Source organism: Dellaglioa sp. BT-FLS60, assembly GCF_054941065.1.
Genome location: NZ_JBSOLI010000031.1, coordinates 56,889 through 72,285 on the forward strand (window position 1 = coordinate 56,889; position 15,397 = coordinate 72,285).

The 15,397-nt window shown below is 34.1% G+C and carries 20 protein-coding genes, 1 tRNA gene and 1 other annotated feature; of the genes, 1 reads left to right on the forward strand and 20 read right to left on the reverse strand.

Going from position 1 to position 15,397, the window contains the following annotated elements; translation table 11 throughout:
- The 19 genes from ACVQ8P_RS03605 to ACVQ8P_RS03695 all read right to left on the reverse strand — a co-directional run bounded on the left by ACVQ8P_RS03605 (position 1) and on the right by ACVQ8P_RS03695 (position 14,465).
- A complete protein-coding gene (locus ACVQ8P_RS03605; protein WP_462297545.1) occupies positions 1-657 on the reverse strand; it encodes an ABC transporter permease in 657 nt (218 codons plus the stop codon).
- Complete coding sequence (locus tag ACVQ8P_RS03610; RefSeq protein ID WP_462297547.1) at positions 657-1,589, reverse strand: osmoprotectant ABC transporter substrate-binding protein; 933 nt, start codon at positions 1,587-1,589, stop codon at positions 657-659. Before ACVQ8P_RS03610 ends, ACVQ8P_RS03605 begins: the two co-directional genes overlap by 1 nt.
- A gap of 13 nt (positions 1,590-1,602) precedes the next feature.
- The gene (locus ACVQ8P_RS03615; protein ID WP_462297549.1) at positions 1,603-2,232 is read right to left on the reverse strand and encodes an ABC transporter permease; all 630 of its coding nucleotides are present in this window, start codon (positions 2,230-2,232) and stop codon (positions 1,603-1,605) included.
- Positions 2,233-2,234: 2 nt separating this feature from the next.
- A complete protein-coding gene (locus tag ACVQ8P_RS03620; RefSeq protein WP_462297551.1) occupies positions 2,235-3,446 on the reverse strand; it encodes a betaine/proline/choline family ABC transporter ATP-binding protein in 1,212 nt (403 codons plus the stop codon).
- Between the two features lie 58 nt (positions 3,447-3,504).
- Positions 3,505-5,184, reverse strand: coding sequence for a DNA repair protein RecN (gene recN / locus ACVQ8P_RS03625; RefSeq protein ID WP_462297552.1), 1,680 nt, complete (start codon positions 5,182-5,184; stop codon positions 3,505-3,507).
- A gap of 58 nt (positions 5,185-5,242) precedes the next feature.
- Positions 5,243-5,698, reverse strand: coding sequence for an arginine repressor (locus tag ACVQ8P_RS03630; protein ID WP_462297554.1), 456 nt, complete (start codon positions 5,696-5,698; stop codon positions 5,243-5,245).
- An 87-nt stretch (positions 5,699-5,785) separates the two neighbouring features.
- Positions 5,786-6,610 (reverse strand): TlyA family RNA methyltransferase, encoded by an 825-nt coding sequence (locus tag ACVQ8P_RS03635; RefSeq protein WP_462297556.1) that lies wholly within the window; start codon positions 6,608-6,610, stop codon positions 5,786-5,788.
- 8 nt (positions 6,611-6,618) lie between these two features.
- Entirely contained in the window at positions 6,619-7,506 is an 888-nt protein-coding gene (locus ACVQ8P_RS03640) for a polyprenyl synthetase family protein (protein WP_462297557.1), read from the reverse strand.
- A complete protein-coding gene (locus ACVQ8P_RS03645) occupies positions 7,499-7,732 on the reverse strand; it encodes an exodeoxyribonuclease VII small subunit (protein ID WP_462297558.1) in 234 nt (77 codons plus the stop codon). Before ACVQ8P_RS03645 ends, ACVQ8P_RS03640 begins: the two co-directional genes overlap by 8 nt.
- Position 7,733: 1 nt before the next feature.
- Positions 7,734-9,077 (reverse strand): exodeoxyribonuclease VII large subunit, encoded by a 1,344-nt coding sequence (gene xseA, locus ACVQ8P_RS03650; RefSeq protein WP_462297559.1) that lies wholly within the window; start codon positions 9,075-9,077, stop codon positions 7,734-7,736.
- Positions 9,070-9,921 carry a bifunctional 5,10-methylenetetrahydrofolate dehydrogenase/5,10-methenyltetrahydrofolate cyclohydrolase gene (locus ACVQ8P_RS03655; RefSeq protein WP_462297561.1) on the reverse strand — a complete coding sequence of 284 codons (852 nt, stop codon included), beginning with the start codon at positions 9,919-9,921 and terminating at the stop codon, positions 9,070-9,072. The genes xseA and ACVQ8P_RS03655 overlap by 8 nt, the downstream gene beginning before the upstream one ends.
- A gap of 105 nt (positions 9,922-10,026) precedes the next feature.
- A complete protein-coding gene (gene nusB / locus ACVQ8P_RS03660) occupies positions 10,027-10,464 on the reverse strand; it encodes a transcription antitermination factor NusB (RefSeq protein ID WP_462297749.1) in 438 nt (145 codons plus the stop codon).
- Positions 10,465-10,472: 8 nt separating this feature from the next.
- The gene (locus ACVQ8P_RS03665) at positions 10,473-10,904 is read right to left on the reverse strand and encodes an Asp23/Gls24 family envelope stress response protein (RefSeq protein WP_462297562.1); all 432 of its coding nucleotides are present in this window, start codon (positions 10,902-10,904) and stop codon (positions 10,473-10,475) included.
- A gap of 20 nt (positions 10,905-10,924) precedes the next feature.
- A complete protein-coding gene (efp, locus tag ACVQ8P_RS03670; protein WP_462297564.1) occupies positions 10,925-11,485 on the reverse strand; it encodes an elongation factor P in 561 nt (186 codons plus the stop codon).
- Positions 11,486-11,565: 80 nt separating this feature from the next.
- Complete coding sequence (locus ACVQ8P_RS03675; protein WP_462297566.1) at positions 11,566-12,627, reverse strand: M24 family metallopeptidase; 1,062 nt, start codon at positions 12,625-12,627, stop codon at positions 11,566-11,568.
- A gap of 72 nt (positions 12,628-12,699) precedes the next feature.
- A complete protein-coding gene (gene rpmA / locus ACVQ8P_RS03680; RefSeq protein WP_462297568.1) occupies positions 12,700-12,987 on the reverse strand; it encodes a 50S ribosomal protein L27 in 288 nt (95 codons plus the stop codon).
- 28 nt (positions 12,988-13,015) lie between these two features.
- On the reverse strand, positions 13,016-13,345 hold the full coding sequence (locus ACVQ8P_RS03685) for a ribosomal-processing cysteine protease Prp (RefSeq protein ID WP_462297570.1): 330 nt from the start codon (positions 13,343-13,345) through the stop codon (positions 13,016-13,018).
- Between the two features lie 21 nt (positions 13,346-13,366).
- Positions 13,367-13,675, reverse strand: a complete 309-nt coding sequence (gene rplU, locus ACVQ8P_RS03690) for a 50S ribosomal protein L21 (protein ID WP_462297571.1) — start codon at positions 13,673-13,675, stop codon at positions 13,367-13,369.
- Positions 13,676-13,693: 18 nt separating this feature from the next.
- Positions 13,694-13,779: a sequence feature (ribosomal protein L21 leader region), on the reverse strand.
- Positions 13,780-13,832: 53 nt separating this feature from the next.
- Positions 13,833-14,465 carry a TetR/AcrR family transcriptional regulator gene (locus tag ACVQ8P_RS03695; protein WP_462297572.1) on the reverse strand — a complete coding sequence of 211 codons (633 nt, stop codon included), beginning with the start codon at positions 14,463-14,465 and terminating at the stop codon, positions 13,833-13,835.
- 169 nt (positions 14,466-14,634) lie between these two features.
- Here ACVQ8P_RS03695 and ACVQ8P_RS03700 point away from each other — a divergent pair.
- Positions 14,635-14,708 (forward strand) — tRNA-Arg (locus ACVQ8P_RS03700).
- 355 nt (positions 14,709-15,063) lie between these two features.
- Here the strand turns inward: ACVQ8P_RS03700 and ACVQ8P_RS03705 are convergent.
- Positions 15,064-15,393 carry a hypothetical protein gene (locus tag ACVQ8P_RS03705; RefSeq protein ID WP_462297573.1) on the reverse strand — a complete coding sequence of 110 codons (330 nt, stop codon included), beginning with the start codon at positions 15,391-15,393 and terminating at the stop codon, positions 15,064-15,066.
- Positions 15,394-15,397 lie beyond the last annotated feature (4 nt).

Consider the following 15,397-nt stretch of genomic DNA (forward strand, 5'->3'; position numbering starts at 1 on the left):
TTATTTACGTTTAATTGTTGTTGGATCAATTTTCCGTTGAATAAATGCTAAAATTGCATCAGCAATAACAGCCATTAAAGCCGTTGGCAATGCCCCAGCTAAAATAATAGCAGCACCATCAGTTGCATTTGTTCCTCGGATAATAATATCTCCAAGTCCACCTGCACCAATAAATGAGCCAATTGCAGTGATACCAATTGCAACCACTAGAGCATTTCTGACCCCAGCCATAATTACCGACAAAGATAATGGCAATTCAATCATATAGAGAATTTGAAATCTTGTCATTCCCATTCCCTTACCAGAATCAAGAACCCCAGGATCAACATTAATCATCCCTGAATAAGTATTTTTCAAAATAGGTAAAAGAGAATAAAGTGCCACAGTTACAATAACCGTATTAACACCCAAACCTAGTCCTAACATAATGATAGACAACATCGCTAAAGAAGGAACTGTTTGAATAACATTAGCGGCACCAATAACCACATCGCTTAATCCATGACGTTTTGAGATAAAAATGCCGACTGGAATGCCAATAATTGCGGCGATTAAAACACCATAAATTGAAATTAAGAAATGTCGTGTAAATTCTTGTAAAACATATAACCCATTATTTCCAAAATAAGACATTAACTGATTAAAAGTATTCATCATTAATCACCCGCCTTTTCAAAATAATGATGCTTCTCTAAAAATTGTTTTGCAACCACTGATGGTTCATAAAAATCATTATCCACCTTATAGTTCAACGATTGCATCGTTGATAAATTAATTTTATTGGTGAGTCGACTAATAAGAGGTGTTAACTCAGGATGTTCCTTCAAAATAGAATCATTTGCGACAAGACTTGCCGTATATGGTGGGAAAAATTGACGATCATCCTTCAAAATTTTCAAATTATAACTTTTAATTCGACCATCCGTTGAATAACCAAGTACAACATCCATTTTTCCTTTTGCAAGTGCACTATACACTAGCCCAATTTGCATTGGATAGATATTACCAAACTTGATATTATACTCTTTTTGGAAACCATCATAGCCATCACCAACACGACTAATCCAGTTAGCATCAACACCAACTGTTAATTTGGATTCAATTTTTTTCAAATCAGATACAGTTTTTAAGTGGTACTTTTTAGCTGTTTCTTGCGTAACCATGAATGCATAGGTATCTGCAAATCCTAAAGTATCAAACCATTTCATTTGGAACCTATTTTGAAACCCATCTTTAACTATTTTATTAGCTTTGACGGTATCTTTTTCTACCGGTTTATTTAATACAGCGCTCAAATCAGTTCCCGTATATCTAGCAGATGAAATATCTGCATCACCATTTTTAAGTGCATTAAAACTTAACGTACCCGAACCTAAGTTATTAATCAATTCAACTTTATTATCTGATTCATGTTCAATTAATTGTTGTAACATTGACCCAATAATTTGAGATTCTGTCGTTGATTGCGCAACAATTTTAATCGTTGACTTAGATCCACCTGTTAACCCAGGAAAGCCACAACTTGATAAGCTCACACCAACAAGCAGGAGGCCCAAACTAACAAGTATTTTTTTCATCGTTATTTTCATGTTAAAGCCCTCCTTAATTTCTTGTTGTTTTTGGTGCTACCTTTTTTTCAACTTGTCCGAGTATAAAATCAACTAGCAACGCTAATAAAATAACTGGAATTGTCCCACCCAGAATTAATTTTGGTTGGTATAAGTTTAAGCCATTAAAAATCATATCCCCTAAACCACCAGCACCTATATATGAAGCCAACGTTGCCCAAGCAATTACGTACGTTGCAGCTAGTCGAATCCCAGACATAATAACTTGAGAAGCCATAACTAGTTCAACTTGCATAATTGATTGTAAGTTTGTCATCCCCATACCTTTAGCAGCATCTTTTAACACTGGGTCCACATCGTTAATACCAATATATGTATTTCTTAAAATTGGCAACAATGAATAAACAAATAACGCAATAATAGCTGGAAATTTTCCAATACCAAATAATGGAATCATCATAGCTAATAAAGCCAAGGCTGGAATTGTTTGTAGCATACTGGCAATTGCAATGACAATCGTTGCCGTCTTAGGTAATCTCGTTAGTAAGACTCCTAAAGGAACGGCTATGATAACTCCGAGAAATAGCGCCATTCCAGATATTTCAATATGTTCCCATAGTTTCGAGACAATCATCGCCCCATATTCTTGTAAAAATGAAGTCATCCTTAACCCTCCTTCGTTGAGCTTGGGTTAGTTCCGTCTATATTTTTATCTGTCACTTCTGGTTTTGTTTCAACTGTTTCTTCATGAGATAAACTATTTTCATCACCCCAAAGTGCATCGTAAACGATATCAACTAAGGTTGCACGGGTAACAATCCCAACTAAAATACCTTCTTTATTAATAACTGGCACATTTTTAAAGCCACGTTTTAAAATGCGTTCAACGGTATCACGAACTAATGAATCTTCTTTAACATAGAAAATATCCTTGTTCATAATATCGCTGACACTACTTGACGTATTAAAGTTATAATCTAAACTTTCAATATCAATATAACCTTTCAAAATACCTGCATCATCAGTCACTAATAACGTATCAACTCGACGATCATGCATTAAACGAATAGCCGTTACTAATGATTTACCCGGTGTGATAGAAACTGGACTAGCTAGCATCACTTGCCCAACAGTTGTAATGCTTGGACGTGCCTGAATTAATCGATCTTGACCAATCAAATTTTCAACAAATTTATTAGCTGGTTTTTTCAAAATATTGTCCGGTGTATCTACTTGGACAATTTTACCTTCAGACATAACCACGATACGTGTTGCTAATTTCAAAGCTTCATCCATATCGTGCGTTACAAAAATAAATGTCTTACCTAAACGTTCCTGTAAATCCTTAACTAAATCTTGCAAAGCTTCCCTAGTAATAGGATCTAATGCACCAAAAGGTTCATCCATTAAAATGATATCTTGATCCGCTGCCAAAGCTCGAACAACACCAATTCTTTGTTGTTGCCCACCAGAAAGTTCAGATGGATAACGATCTAAATAGGATTCTGGTAATTCAACTAACGCGATCATCTCTTTAGCACGTTCATTTCTTTTTTCTTCAGGCCATTTTAATAATTTTGGTACTAAAACAATATTTTCCCGAATTGTCATATGTGGCATTAATCCAATATTTTGAATCACATATCCAATTTGACGACGTAGTTTAACGGGGTCCATTTTTGCGATGTCTTTACCATCAATCGTGATTGTTCCTTCTGTTTGTGTCAGCATTCGATTAATCATTCTCATGGTCGTTGTTTTACCAGAACCAGACGTTCCAATAAAACAAATAAATTCACCATCTTGAACCTCTAAATTAAAGTTATCTACGGCTTTATTGCCTTTATAGATTTTTGATATATTGTCAAACTTAAGCATATTAGCACTCTCCTTTTTTATAAATAACCAATCAGTTATTTATAAAGTTATCTTGGTTCTAATTATTTTTTTGAGCCATATCCAATAACTCTTCAGCATGTTTAACAGTCAACGGGGTAATTTCAGACCCAGCTAGCATTCTTGCAATTTCTTGAATACGTTCTTTCTTTGATAACAATTTAATTGCTGTTTCTGTGCGCTTGCCAATGACCTTTTTAGATATAAAATACTGATGTTCACTAATTGCCGCAACTTGTGGTAAATGAGTAATACATAATACCTGTGAATTTTGGGCGATTTGACTGATTTTTTCTGCAATTGCTTGCGCGACACGGCCACTAACACCCGTATCAACTTCATCAAATATAATACTTGTGACACCTTGCATTTTAGAAAAAATTGTCTTTAGCGCCAACATCATTCGAGATAACTCACCACCAGAAGCAATCTTAACCAAAGGACCCATTGCTTCCCCGACATTAGTTTGTATATAAAATTCAACTTTATCTTGTCCAGTACCATTTAATTGACTGAGTAATCCAAATCTAACTTCAAAAATAGCCTTATCCATATATAACTCACTTAATTGTTTATGCACTTCTGTTTGTAAAATAAGCGCCGCTTTTTTTCGTGCTTCAGTCAGCTGATCAGCCAATTTTTGTGTTGCTTTTTTTGCTAGATTAACTTGAGTATCCAAATCATCCGCATTTCCTTCAGTTGCTTCCATCTCAGCTAATTCATCTGAGATCTTATTTAAATAGGATAATATTTTTTCAACTGAATCACCATACTTATGCTTCAACTGACCAATTAGTTCAAGTCTACTTCCAATTTCGTTCAACCTTTGCTCGTCCCATTCCAAAGCATCCAACTGACGCAATAAATCACTAGAAGCATCCTGTAACATATAGTATGCAGACGATAAACGTTCTGTTAACTCTTTGTATTCAACATCTAAATTATCAATTTTTTGCATATTAGACATTGCTATGCCAACTCGATCGACTGTATTTTCGTCATCACCTGCTAATGCTTGATAACTAGCATCTAAAGACTGATTAATCGTTTGAAAATTTTCTAAACGTTCTTTTTCAGCATTTAATATGTCTTCTTCATTTGCAATTAAATCAGCACTTTCAATTTCATCTTTTTGAAAATGTAACATGTCTAAACGCTGTGCCCATTCGTTCTGATTCGTTCGTCGTTTAGTTTGCAGTTTATTTAAGTTTTGATATTGTTCAAACGCTTCTTGATAATCCACCTTCAGCGATTGAATATCATTTTGAATATATTCATCCAACATACCTAAATGTTTATCCTGTTGCATTAACTCTTGATGCTCATTCTGTCCATGAATATCCACTAACGTTTCACCAATTAATTTTAACGTACTGGTATTAACTAACATGCCATTTATCCGGCAAATATTTTTACCAGATCTATGTATTTCACGTTGTAAAATAACAGAATTATCCTCATGTCCAATGCCTAACTGATCTAATTTTGTTAACGTATTTGAAGGTTCTACTGGAACAAATAAGCCTTGTAACACCATTTTTTTGGCGTCTTTTCTAATAAATTCTTGGGACCCTCTACCACCTGACAAAAGACCCAAAGCATCAATGATAATTGATTTACCAGCACCAGTTTCACCAGTTAAAACTGTCATATTAGCCATGAAATCGATATTCAAAGAATCGATAATGGCAAAATCCTTAATTGTCAATTCTTGTAACATGTTTTCACTCCTTTAAAAGAAAAGAATCTGAAACAAAATGTCACAGATTCGTCTTTATTTATTCAGTTACAATTTCATTTAAAATCTTACTTAACTTTAACGCGTCTTTATTTGAATGACAAATAATTAAGGCTGAACCATCTCCACCTAAAGTACCAAAAACAAATGAATAATTCATTTGTTCAATCAACGAGACAATTGCCGGGCCACTTCCCGGCGTTACTTTAACAAGACACATTTCATTTTGAACACTCGTTGAAATAAAAGCATCTTTCAATGTCTTCGTTAATTTTTTTTCTGTATTTAATTGTTTTTGAACGGGTAGATTATAACTATAACTCCCATCAGCCGACGGAACCTTAACTAATTGCATTTCTTTAATATCTCTAGAAATCGTTGCCTGTGTGACCGTAATCCCTTGTTTTCCCAAGAGAATCACAAAGTCTTCTTGCTTATCAATATTATTATTTTTCAATAATTCGCGGACATAACGTTGACGTTCTTGCTTTTTCATTAAAGTTCCCCCTAACCTCAAACCCATTACTTAATACAGTTAGTATAACGTAATACTAGCGATGGTTAAAGAAATTCACTTTAAAGACTATTTAACAGCGTTCAAATCACTATATGCAACGGCTAACGTCTTATCGACGCTAACTTTATCTGCAATTTTACCAAGTTCATCTGTTGCTGACTTTAAATGGATTAAAAATTCAATATTACCTTCGCCACCTTTAATTGGTGAGTAACTTAAATCTGCAACATCAAATCCATTGGCAATAGAAAATTGGACAATATCTTCAAGAACTTGACGATGAATTTTCTCATCTCGCACAATACCATGTTTCCCAACATTTTCTTTACCAGCTTCAAATTGAGGTTTAATTAACGCCACAACATCCCCATTTTCAGTAATTATCTTTTTCAAAGCAGGCAAAATTAAATGTAACGAAATAAATGAGACATCAATCGTTGCAAAATTAGGTTGTCCTGATTCAAAGTCTTCTTTTTTACTATATCTGAAGTTAGTATTTTCCATGACGATAACTCTTGGATCTTGTCGTAATTTCCATACTAACTGGTTGGTACCGACATCTAACGCATAACTTAATTTGGCACCATTTTGTAAAGCGACATCCGTAAATCCACCTGTTGATGATCCAATATCTAAAACCGTTTTATCTGTCACAGTTGCATCAAACACTTTGAGGGCTTTTTCTAATTTCAAGCCACCACGGCTGACATAAGGCAATTTTTTACCTTTAAAATGAAGTTCAGTTTCTTCAGAAATTTTAACACCTGGTTTATCCAAGCGTTCTTCATTTTCACCTAATATTTCACCGGCCATAACTGCCCGTTTAGCTTGTTCCCGAGTTTCAAATAATCCTTGTTTAACCAATAAAACATCAATGCGCTCTTTTTTCATAGTAACTCCTAATTTTTAAATTTAAAGTAATGCAACAATTCTTCTAAATATCCAGTTTCTAAACCCGTTTGTTTAAGCGATTGAACAGTCGCTTTGGCTTGGTTAATCACTTTTTCAAGTGTGTCATAGGCCCCGTTTAACCCCATCAATCCAGGATATGTATTTTTATTTTCTTGGCTGTCTTTATGAACAGCCTTACCCATTTCTTTAGAAGTCCCGACCACATCCATAATATCATCATAAATTTGAAAAGCTAATCCAAAATGACGCCCATATTGAATGAGTAATGTTTGTTGATCAGTAGTCGCTTTTCCAAGTATACCACCCGCATAAACTGCAAATTCAATCAAATCACCCGTTTTACGTTTATGAACTTTTTTTAACTGAGCAAGCGATAACGCTTTTTGTTCTCCTTCAATGTCAGCAACTTGCCCACCAACCATACCTTCAGGACCAGCCAATCTAGCCAATTGACTCACAAATAACATTTTTTGTGAGTCAGGTAATTTAGCTTGACTAAGCCACTCAAAAGCCAGCGTATTTAAGGCATCACCTGCCAAAATTGCTATACTCTCACCAAAAACAATATGATTAGTGGCTTTACCGCGCCTTAAATTATCATTATCCATTGCTGGTAAATCATCATGAATTAAGGAATACGTATGAATTAATTCTAAAGCGCCTGCAACAGAATAAACTGAGTCATCAATGTCACGATCTAACATCTGACAAATCACAAAAATAAGTAACGGACGCATTCGTTTACCGCCAGCTTCAACTGAGTAAATCATTGCTTTTTTTAAATTTTTTTCAGTATCTAATTCTTGTAATCTATCCAGTAATTTATGATTGAATTCTGGCAAAATACTATCTGAAAAAGTAGCTAAACTAATCATTTTCGACGCCTTGCTCAAAAGGAACTTCTTCACCGGAATCGTTCATCACACTAGTTAATGTTTTTTCAGCATCTTCTAATGTCTTTTGTAATTTTGAACTTAGTTTAACCCCATTCTGAAATTGTGTTAATGCTTTTTCTAAAGGCACATCCCCTTGCTCAAGTTCTGTCACAATTTTTTCAAGTTCTACTAGGTTATCTTCAAATGTTGCTTTTTTTTCAGCCATTTTATTGTTCCTCTTTTTCTATTTTTTTAATTTGCGCATGCACTTGACCATCCGTAAGATGTAACACAACATTATCATCCACACTCACTGAATCAACACTCTTAATAATTTTATTTTCCATTGATACATAACTGTACCCTCGACCCATAATTTTCAAGGGACTTAATAAATCAAGCGCATTAATTTTTTCGCCAACCTGTTGTTTCTTTGTTTCAAGTAAATAGGTCATTATTTGACGTAACTGCTTATCTTGTTGTTGCACCTGATCCTGTAATCGACCCATCAATTGTTGTGGGTTTTGATAACCTAACTGATTACGAGCTTGTTCAAATTGTTGTTTCTTAGTCATAATCGTTTGTTTCATAATTTGCATTAAACGTTGTGTTAGATTATCTAAATTTTGCAGATAACCCTCATACAGCCGATTAGGTTGTTGAAAAACATATGATTGTCGAATTTTATTTAGTTGTTGCCGTCTTAAATTCAATAGATTTTGTGTTACTTGTAGTAATCTAACTTTTAATTGATTAATTTTAATCAGTTCTTCAGCATAGACAGGCACAGCTAATTCTGCTGCCGCTGTCGGTGTTGCTGCTCGAACATCAGCAACTAAATCGGCAATCGTTGTATCCGTTTCATGTCCAACTGATGAAATAATTGGAATCTGACTAGCAGCAATTTCTCTTGCAACAGATTCTTCATTAAATGGCCACAAATCTTCAATTGAACCACCACCTCGACCCATAATAATAGTATCAAAATGACCTAATTCATTAATTTGTTTTAAGCGTCTAATTAAATCACTGGCCGCTTTGTCTCCCTGAACAATAGCAGGAAATAAAACGAGTTGAGCAATTGGATACCGTCTTTTAACAGTTGTCATAATATCTTTAATGACAGCCCCCGAAGGACTAGTAATCACGGCTATTCGCTTAGGATATTTAACTAACGCCTTTTTCGGTGCTGAAAATAATCCCTCAGCTTGTAACTTATTTTTTAGTTGTTCATAAGCTTGGTACAATGCACCCACACCATCAGGTTCCATGCGCTCAATATAAATTTGATAATTACCAGTTGCTTCATACAAGGAGACACGACCCATAACTAACACTTTCATCCCATCTTCTGGTTGAAATTTTATCTTGTCAAAAGATGACCGAAACATAATCGCACTAATCTTAGCGTGGTCATCTTTTAAACTAAAATATTGGTGAGCATTAGGTCGTGGTCTTAAGTTAGAAATTTCACCAGTTAAATAAACGGTCCCAAGATAAGGATCGGCATCAAATTTTTTCTTCAGATATGTAGTTAGTGACGTGACTGATAAATAATTATCTTTATTCAATTCCAACACTCCGTTTTGTTAATTCAATTGTTTGTTCCATCAACATTGCGATTGTCATGGGACCAACACCTTTGGGTACTGGCGTTAAATAGCCCGCAACTTCTGCAACATTCTTATCAACATCTCCTGTTAGCTTGCCACTGTCTAAGCGGTTCATACCAACATCAATGACAACTGCAGCTTGTTTCACATCTGCCTTTTTGATAAAGTTCGCCTGACCAATTGCAACAACCAATATATCAGCCTGTTTCGTTATCTCTGATAAATTTTTCGTATGGCTATGGGTCACCGTTACTGTCGCATTCGCATTTAAAAGTAATGCTGCCATCGGTTTACCCACAATATTACTGCGACCAACAATGACCGCATTTTTACCATCTAAATCAATATTGTATGCTGCAAACATTCGCATAATCCCCATTGGTGTACATGGAATCGCCAACGGGTCATTCATCACTAATCGTCCAATATTAACCGGATGAAATCCATCAACATCTTTTTCTGGTTTAATCGATTCTGTTATTTTTTTCTCATTAATTTGTTTTGGTAACGGTAATTGAACCAATATACCATGGATATCTGAATTCTCATTATACTCAGTAATAAGAGCCAATAACTCATTTTCAGAAACTGATTCAGGCAATCTTGTGACAATTGACTTAATCCCAATTGTCTCCGCAATTCGATGCTTATTTTTAACATAAATTTGACTTGCTTGATTTTCTCCAACAACAATAACAACTAATGCGGGAAAAATATTTTTCTTTGCCAAGTCTTCAATTTCTAATTTTAAATGATCAGTCGTTATTTGTGCTAATTTTTTACCATCAATCATTTCAACCATATTGGCACCTCTATTCCGCGTTTACTTCTTACATTTTATCATATTTCCAGTATTAATTTCTAAAAAAAAAGTGTCGCAAAAAACTGCAACACTTTCTAATACCGATTATTCATTTGTTTTTTCAGTTTCAATTGGCATTTTTTCAACAACTGGATCTAACACGCCATTAATGAATTTTCTTGATTCATCATCACTAAATTCTTTAGCAATTTCTAAAGCTTCATTCAATGCAACCTTAGCAGGAACATCATCAACATCATTCATTTCATAAATAGCTAATCTTAAAATAATTAAATCTGTGTTGTTTAAACGTGATAATTTCCAACGCGATGTTAAATTTTCTTCGATAATAGCATCTAATTCTGATTGTTTATCACTAACACCTGAAACCAATGCTTCTAAATAAGGTGGAATGACAGCTGACTCTTCATCAGGAACCTCTAATAATTCACGGTAAATTGCTTCTCTATCCGCATCTGGATTAGACTTCAACGCAAATAATGCTTGAAATGCCTTCTCACGAATAGCATGTCTAGTTAATATTACACTCACTAATTTTCACCATCTTTTTCTGAAAATAAATCATCCGTATCCATTTTATTGGCTTCCTTTTCAGGAATGACCCCTTCAACATGGACATTTACTTCAATAATTTCTAAACCTGTCATAAATAACAATTGTTGTTTAATTTTTTCTTGCATCATCAATGCCACTTTAGGTACAGATACACCATAATCAAGGTAAACATAAACGTCAATATTTACTTGGTCATCAGTTAAATCCAACTTAACACCTTTACCGAGGGCTTTTTTACGACCAAATAATTCAGTTAAATTTTTGGCAATTGTCCCACGCATTGAATAAACGCCATCAATTTGATTAGCAGCAATTCCGACAATAATTTCAATAACTTCAGGTGCAATCTTAATATCACCTAAAGAAGGTTCTGTACTTTTTAATACAATATTTGTTTCTTCAGCCATAAGCTTTTACCTCCGTTGATTTATTGTGCTCTGGAAATATATGTGCCATCTTGCGTATTAATAATTAACATCTCATCTTCATTAACAAAAAATGGTACTTGAACAACCAATCCCGTTTCCAAAACAGCAGGCTTTGTCCCACCTGATTGTGTATTCCCTTTAATACCCGCTTCAGTAGATGCTACTTTTAATTCCACTGTGTTAGGAACGTCAACACCAATTGTTTCTGTTCCAAACATAATAACATTAACAATTAAATTTTCTTTCAAATAGTTTAATTGTTCATGCACGCGTTCTTCAGGTAATTCCAATTGTTCATATGTATCCATATCCATGAACACATAGTTATTACCATCAGCATAAAGATATTGCATTTTTTTATTATCAATTTGCGCTTTTTGAACTTTTTCACCAGCACGGAATGTTTTTTCTTGAGCAGCACCTGTACGAAGGTTCTTTAGTTTTGAACGAACAAAAGCTGACCCTTTACCTGGTTTAACATGTTGAAATTCAACAACACGCCATAAATCTCCATCGACCTCAATTGTAACACCATTTTTAAATTCATTAACGGACATCATAATACAAATTCCTCCTACTATCTCGTGTATCTCATAGTTCTAATAATAGCAATAATGAACCTACAAAAGCAAGTTAAAGTCTATATTATCATTAATTTTTTAGAAGAATCCGTTAACATTTGAAAACCAGTTTCAACAACTAAAATATCGTCTTCAATTCGAACGCCACCCATTTTGGGTACATAGATTCCAGGCTCAATTGTAATAACATCCCCCACCTCTAAAACACCATTTAAATCATCAAGTCTAAAATTTGGTAATTCGTGAATGGATAGTCCAATTCCATGACCAATTCCATGATTGAAATAGGCGCCATATCCCGCTTCATCGATCATTTGATTTGCAACTCTAGCTAATTCACTCAATTTTAATCCTGGCTTAATCAGTGAAATAACATGTTCTTGCGTCAATAAAACGGTATCGTAAATTTTTTTCAGTTCATCGCTTATTGACCCAACAACAATAGTCCGCGTTACATCAGAAGTATACCCTTCATAATAATAGCCGAAATCTATCGTGATTAAGTCTTGATTTTGAATCTTTCGATTCGAAACTGTTGCATGAGGCCAGGTTGAATGAACACCACTGGCCACAATTGTTTCAAATGATTCATTTGTAGCACCCAAATCCTTTATATACGCATCTAAACGGTTAGCGATTTCAATTTCTGTTTGGCCAACTTCAATTGTTTTCACAATATAATTAAAAGCCGCGTCAGCTAATTTGCCTGCTTTAATTAATTTGGCCTGTTCGCCACTATCTTTACTACGTCGTAATTCTTCAATTATGTTCGTAAATGGCACTAAATCACTAGTAAGCTCTTCATCTAATTGATCGTATTCTAAAAATGATAGCGACGATTCAAATCCCATAACGGTAAGTCCATTTTCTTTAATTACATCAGCTACCGCACCAAGATAATTTCGTGTAAATATAATTTCTAGTTTTCTGTCATGATTTTCTAGTGCCAATTCATACCTTAAGTCAGTTATTAAAAATTGTTGTGAGTCCGTAATTAATAAGACGCCATCACCTTCAAAATTGCTTAGATAGCCCATATTTGTTGCGTCGGTCACTAAAAATGCATCAATTGAAATATTTTCAAAAGTTGACCGTAATCGTTCAATTCTATCCATATTCATTTGAACTCTCCTTTTTAGGTACAAAAAAAGGAAGTCTCTATCATAAATGACGAGATTTCCTTTAAAATATTACTATTCAGCTACAGGGTATACAGAGACTTGTTTCTTATCGCGGCCTTTACGTTCAAAACGAACGATACCATCGACTTTAGCAAACAAAGTATCATCTCCACCTTTACCAACGTTAACACCAGGATAAATACGTGTTCCACGTTGACGATAAAGAATTGAACCACCTGTTACTTCTTGTCCGTCAGCTCTTTTAGAACCTAAACGTCTACCGACAGAGTCACGACCATTAGAAGTAGAACCCCCACCTTTTTTATGTGAGAAAAATTGTAAATCCATATTCATTAACATAATCAATGCACCTCCTTGTTATAGTTTATTATTTAAGTGTTAATTTAATGTAATCTTGATAGTTTTGCTCAATTGACTGTAGTCCTAAGACTAAACTTTCTAAAAATAATTGTCCTGTAGAATTAACTATTTCAGATTCTAATAATTTAACTTTCATTAAACCACCATTTTCTTCATCCATTAAAACCCCAGGATTCATTTTAGCGAGCTCAGTTAAGCTGTTAATCGTATTAATAGTTAACACCGAAACCGCAGCACACACAATATCTTGACCATATTCACCAGAATCAGCATGCCCTGTTATTTCAAACGCATCGATGATTTTGGCATCTCTCCGAGAAATAACTACACGTATCATACTAGTAACCTACTTTCAAATTTATGCGTTGATAGCATCGATAACAACCTTAGTATATGGTTGACGATGACCTTGTTTTGTATGAGAATGTTTTTTAGCTTTGTATTTGAAAGTAACAACTTTCTTTTCGCGGCCTTGTTTTTCAACAGTCCCAGTTACAGTAGCACCTTTAACAAAAGGAGCACCAATAACGGTTTTTTCGCCACCAACTAAAACAATTTCATCAAATGTAACTTTTTCACCAGCTTCTGCTGATAATTTTTCAATGTAAATAGCTTCTCCGGCTTCAACTTTAAGTTGTTTACCACCTGTTTTAATAATTGCGTACATGTGTATTACACCTCCTTATAGATTACTTAGACTCGCCGTAATTTAGTGGTCAGATTAAGCTAATCCGACGCTTAAAAACTTAAAACGTGCGGTTGCAGTTGTGGTGTTCACAAATACAACGTTATTATAATATCAAATGTAACTTCTTAAGTCAACGTTATCCATCATTTTCAACAAAAAAATGTGTCAAATTAATACCATGCGTTGTATCGACACCAGTAATTTCTTTTAAAACCCTAGCAACATAATGTGGTGTATAAATCATGCCATCCTGTAACCACCGTTTAATAAAACCTAAATGTGCCGATACAACATATGATACTTGTAGTTCATTAGGTATCTTAGACGCTTCAAAATCACCTGCTAAACGTTCTCTAAAATTATTCAAGTAAACAACCAGTCGATCATAAACTTTATCAGAGAATGCAACATCTTCTTGACTATTAAAAAGAACACCAAACATCATTGATTCATCTTGTAAATAATTAAATACTCTATCTAAACAACAAACTTCTACTGGATTTGAATAAACATATTTTTTATCTGGCGTTTGTTTTGCTAAAATCATAATATTGTCAAAAAAATCATCTAAAATTTCATCCATTGCCCGATCAATAAAATCTTGTTTATCATGATAATGTAAATAAAATGTTCCTCGAGTCACATTTGCTTCTTGGGTAATTTTTTGAACACTAATATTTTCAACTTTATAATGTTGCATGAGCACAACTAATGATTTTTTTAAATTTTGCCTCGTTCTCTTTACCCTTGGGTCACTAGAATCAACCATTTCTAACCTCTTTATTATATTTAATAGACTTTATGTTTATTTATGTATATTATTTCATTAGTATAGTACATTTTAACAAAATATTCATTCGTATTTAATATAATTTAAAGAGTTTTCCAAAATTTGATTGACAAGTACCAACATTTTATCATATAATATTTGTTGTTATGACTCGGTAGCTCAGCTGGATAGAGCATCCGCCTTCTAAGCGGACGGTCGTGAGTTCGAATCTCACCCGAGTCATGGATAGTCATATAAGAACGATTTTAAAAAACAGGAATACCTTTAAATGGGCATTCCTGTTTTTTTATTTGTCTTAAAACGTACTAGAAAGCATAGGATGCTCAAAACATTTTGTGCATATTTGTTGTATGGATATTTTTTATATCAAAATTATTATAAATTTATTCATTATTTTCCATCTTTATTCTACATTTTATTTTTACCGCAAAACTAATAATGGTATCATACAATATCTTACCTATACCTTTACTTTTAATATGGATTTTTCTATAGTAGGAAAAGCTATTTTTGGTTACATTAAACAAAAATAAAAACCTACCTCACTTCACCTCTTAAATTAATAAGAAGTTGGCTTTTAGTTTAATATTCTATTATTTAAAACTACCCCAGTAATCTTTGCGTTTACCATTTGCTGCGTTACCTGTGAACATGTAACCATAATCATTACCTCGTGATTGTCTACCCATTCAATCCCACATGCGTTGTAATCAATAGATTGGCCTTTGCCGATATTGGCGATTAAAGCACCTTTACCACTAGCATCTTTTGTTAATGGCAAACTTGAATTTAATTTAAATGTTTCCTTTTGTGCAATCCATTTAATCCCTGTTGATACACTAGGTTTATTAGGTGCGCTTGGTGCGCTTGGTGCGCTTGACTTGTTAGGCTTAGATGATGAATCCACGCCA

Coding starts and splice junctions, on each gene's coding strand:
- ACVQ8P_RS03605 (WP_462297545.1), bottom strand. CDS start 657: ATGATGAATACTTTTAATCAGTTAATGTCTTATTTTGGAAATAATGGG.
- ACVQ8P_RS03610 (WP_462297547.1), bottom strand. CDS start 1,589: ATGAAAATAACGATGAAAAAAATACTTGTTAGTTTGGGCCTCCTGCTT.
- ACVQ8P_RS03615 (WP_462297549.1), bottom strand. CDS start 2,232: ATGACTTCATTTTTACAAGAATATGGGGCGATGATTGTCTCGAAACTA.
- ACVQ8P_RS03620 (WP_462297551.1), bottom strand. CDS start 3,446: ATGCTTAAGTTTGACAATATATCAAAAATCTATAAAGGCAATAAAGCC.
- recN (WP_462297552.1), bottom strand. CDS start 5,184: ATGTTACAAGAATTGACAATTAAGGATTTTGCCATTATCGATTCTTTG.
- ACVQ8P_RS03630 (WP_462297554.1), bottom strand. CDS start 5,698: ATGAAAAAGCAAGAACGTCAACGTTATGTCCGCGAATTATTGAAAAAT.
- ACVQ8P_RS03635 (WP_462297556.1), bottom strand. CDS start 6,610: ATGAAAAAAGAGCGCATTGATGTTTTATTGGTTAAACAAGGATTATTT.
- ACVQ8P_RS03640 (WP_462297557.1), bottom strand. CDS start 7,506: ATGATTAGTTTAGCTACTTTTTCAGATAGTATTTTGCCAGAATTCAAT.
- ACVQ8P_RS03645 (WP_462297558.1), bottom strand. CDS start 7,732: ATGGCTGAAAAAAAAGCAACATTTGAAGATAACCTAGTAGAACTTGAA.
- ACVQ8P_RS03655 (WP_462297561.1), bottom strand. CDS start 9,921: ATGGTTGAAATGATTGATGGTAAAAAATTAGCACAAATAACGACTGAT.
- ACVQ8P_RS03665 (WP_462297562.1), bottom strand. CDS start 10,904: ATGGCTGAAGAAACAAATATTGTATTAAAAAGTACAGAACCTTCTTTA.
- efp (WP_462297564.1), bottom strand. CDS start 11,485: ATGATGTCCGTTAATGAATTTAAAAATGGTGTTACAATTGAGGTCGAT.
- ACVQ8P_RS03675 (WP_462297566.1), bottom strand. CDS start 12,627: ATGAATATGGATAGAATTGAACGATTACGGTCAACTTTTGAAAATATT.
- rpmA (WP_462297568.1), bottom strand. CDS start 12,987: ATGTTAATGAATATGGATTTACAATTTTTCTCACATAAAAAAGGTGGG.
- ACVQ8P_RS03685 (WP_462297570.1), bottom strand. CDS start 13,345: ATGATACGTGTAGTTATTTCTCGGAGAGATGCCAAAATCATCGATGCG.
- rplU (WP_462297571.1), bottom strand. CDS start 13,675: ATGTACGCAATTATTAAAACAGGTGGTAAACAACTTAAAGTTGAAGCC.
- ACVQ8P_RS03695 (WP_462297572.1), bottom strand. CDS start 14,465: ATGGTTGATTCTAGTGACCCAAGGGTAAAGAGAACGAGGCAAAATTTA.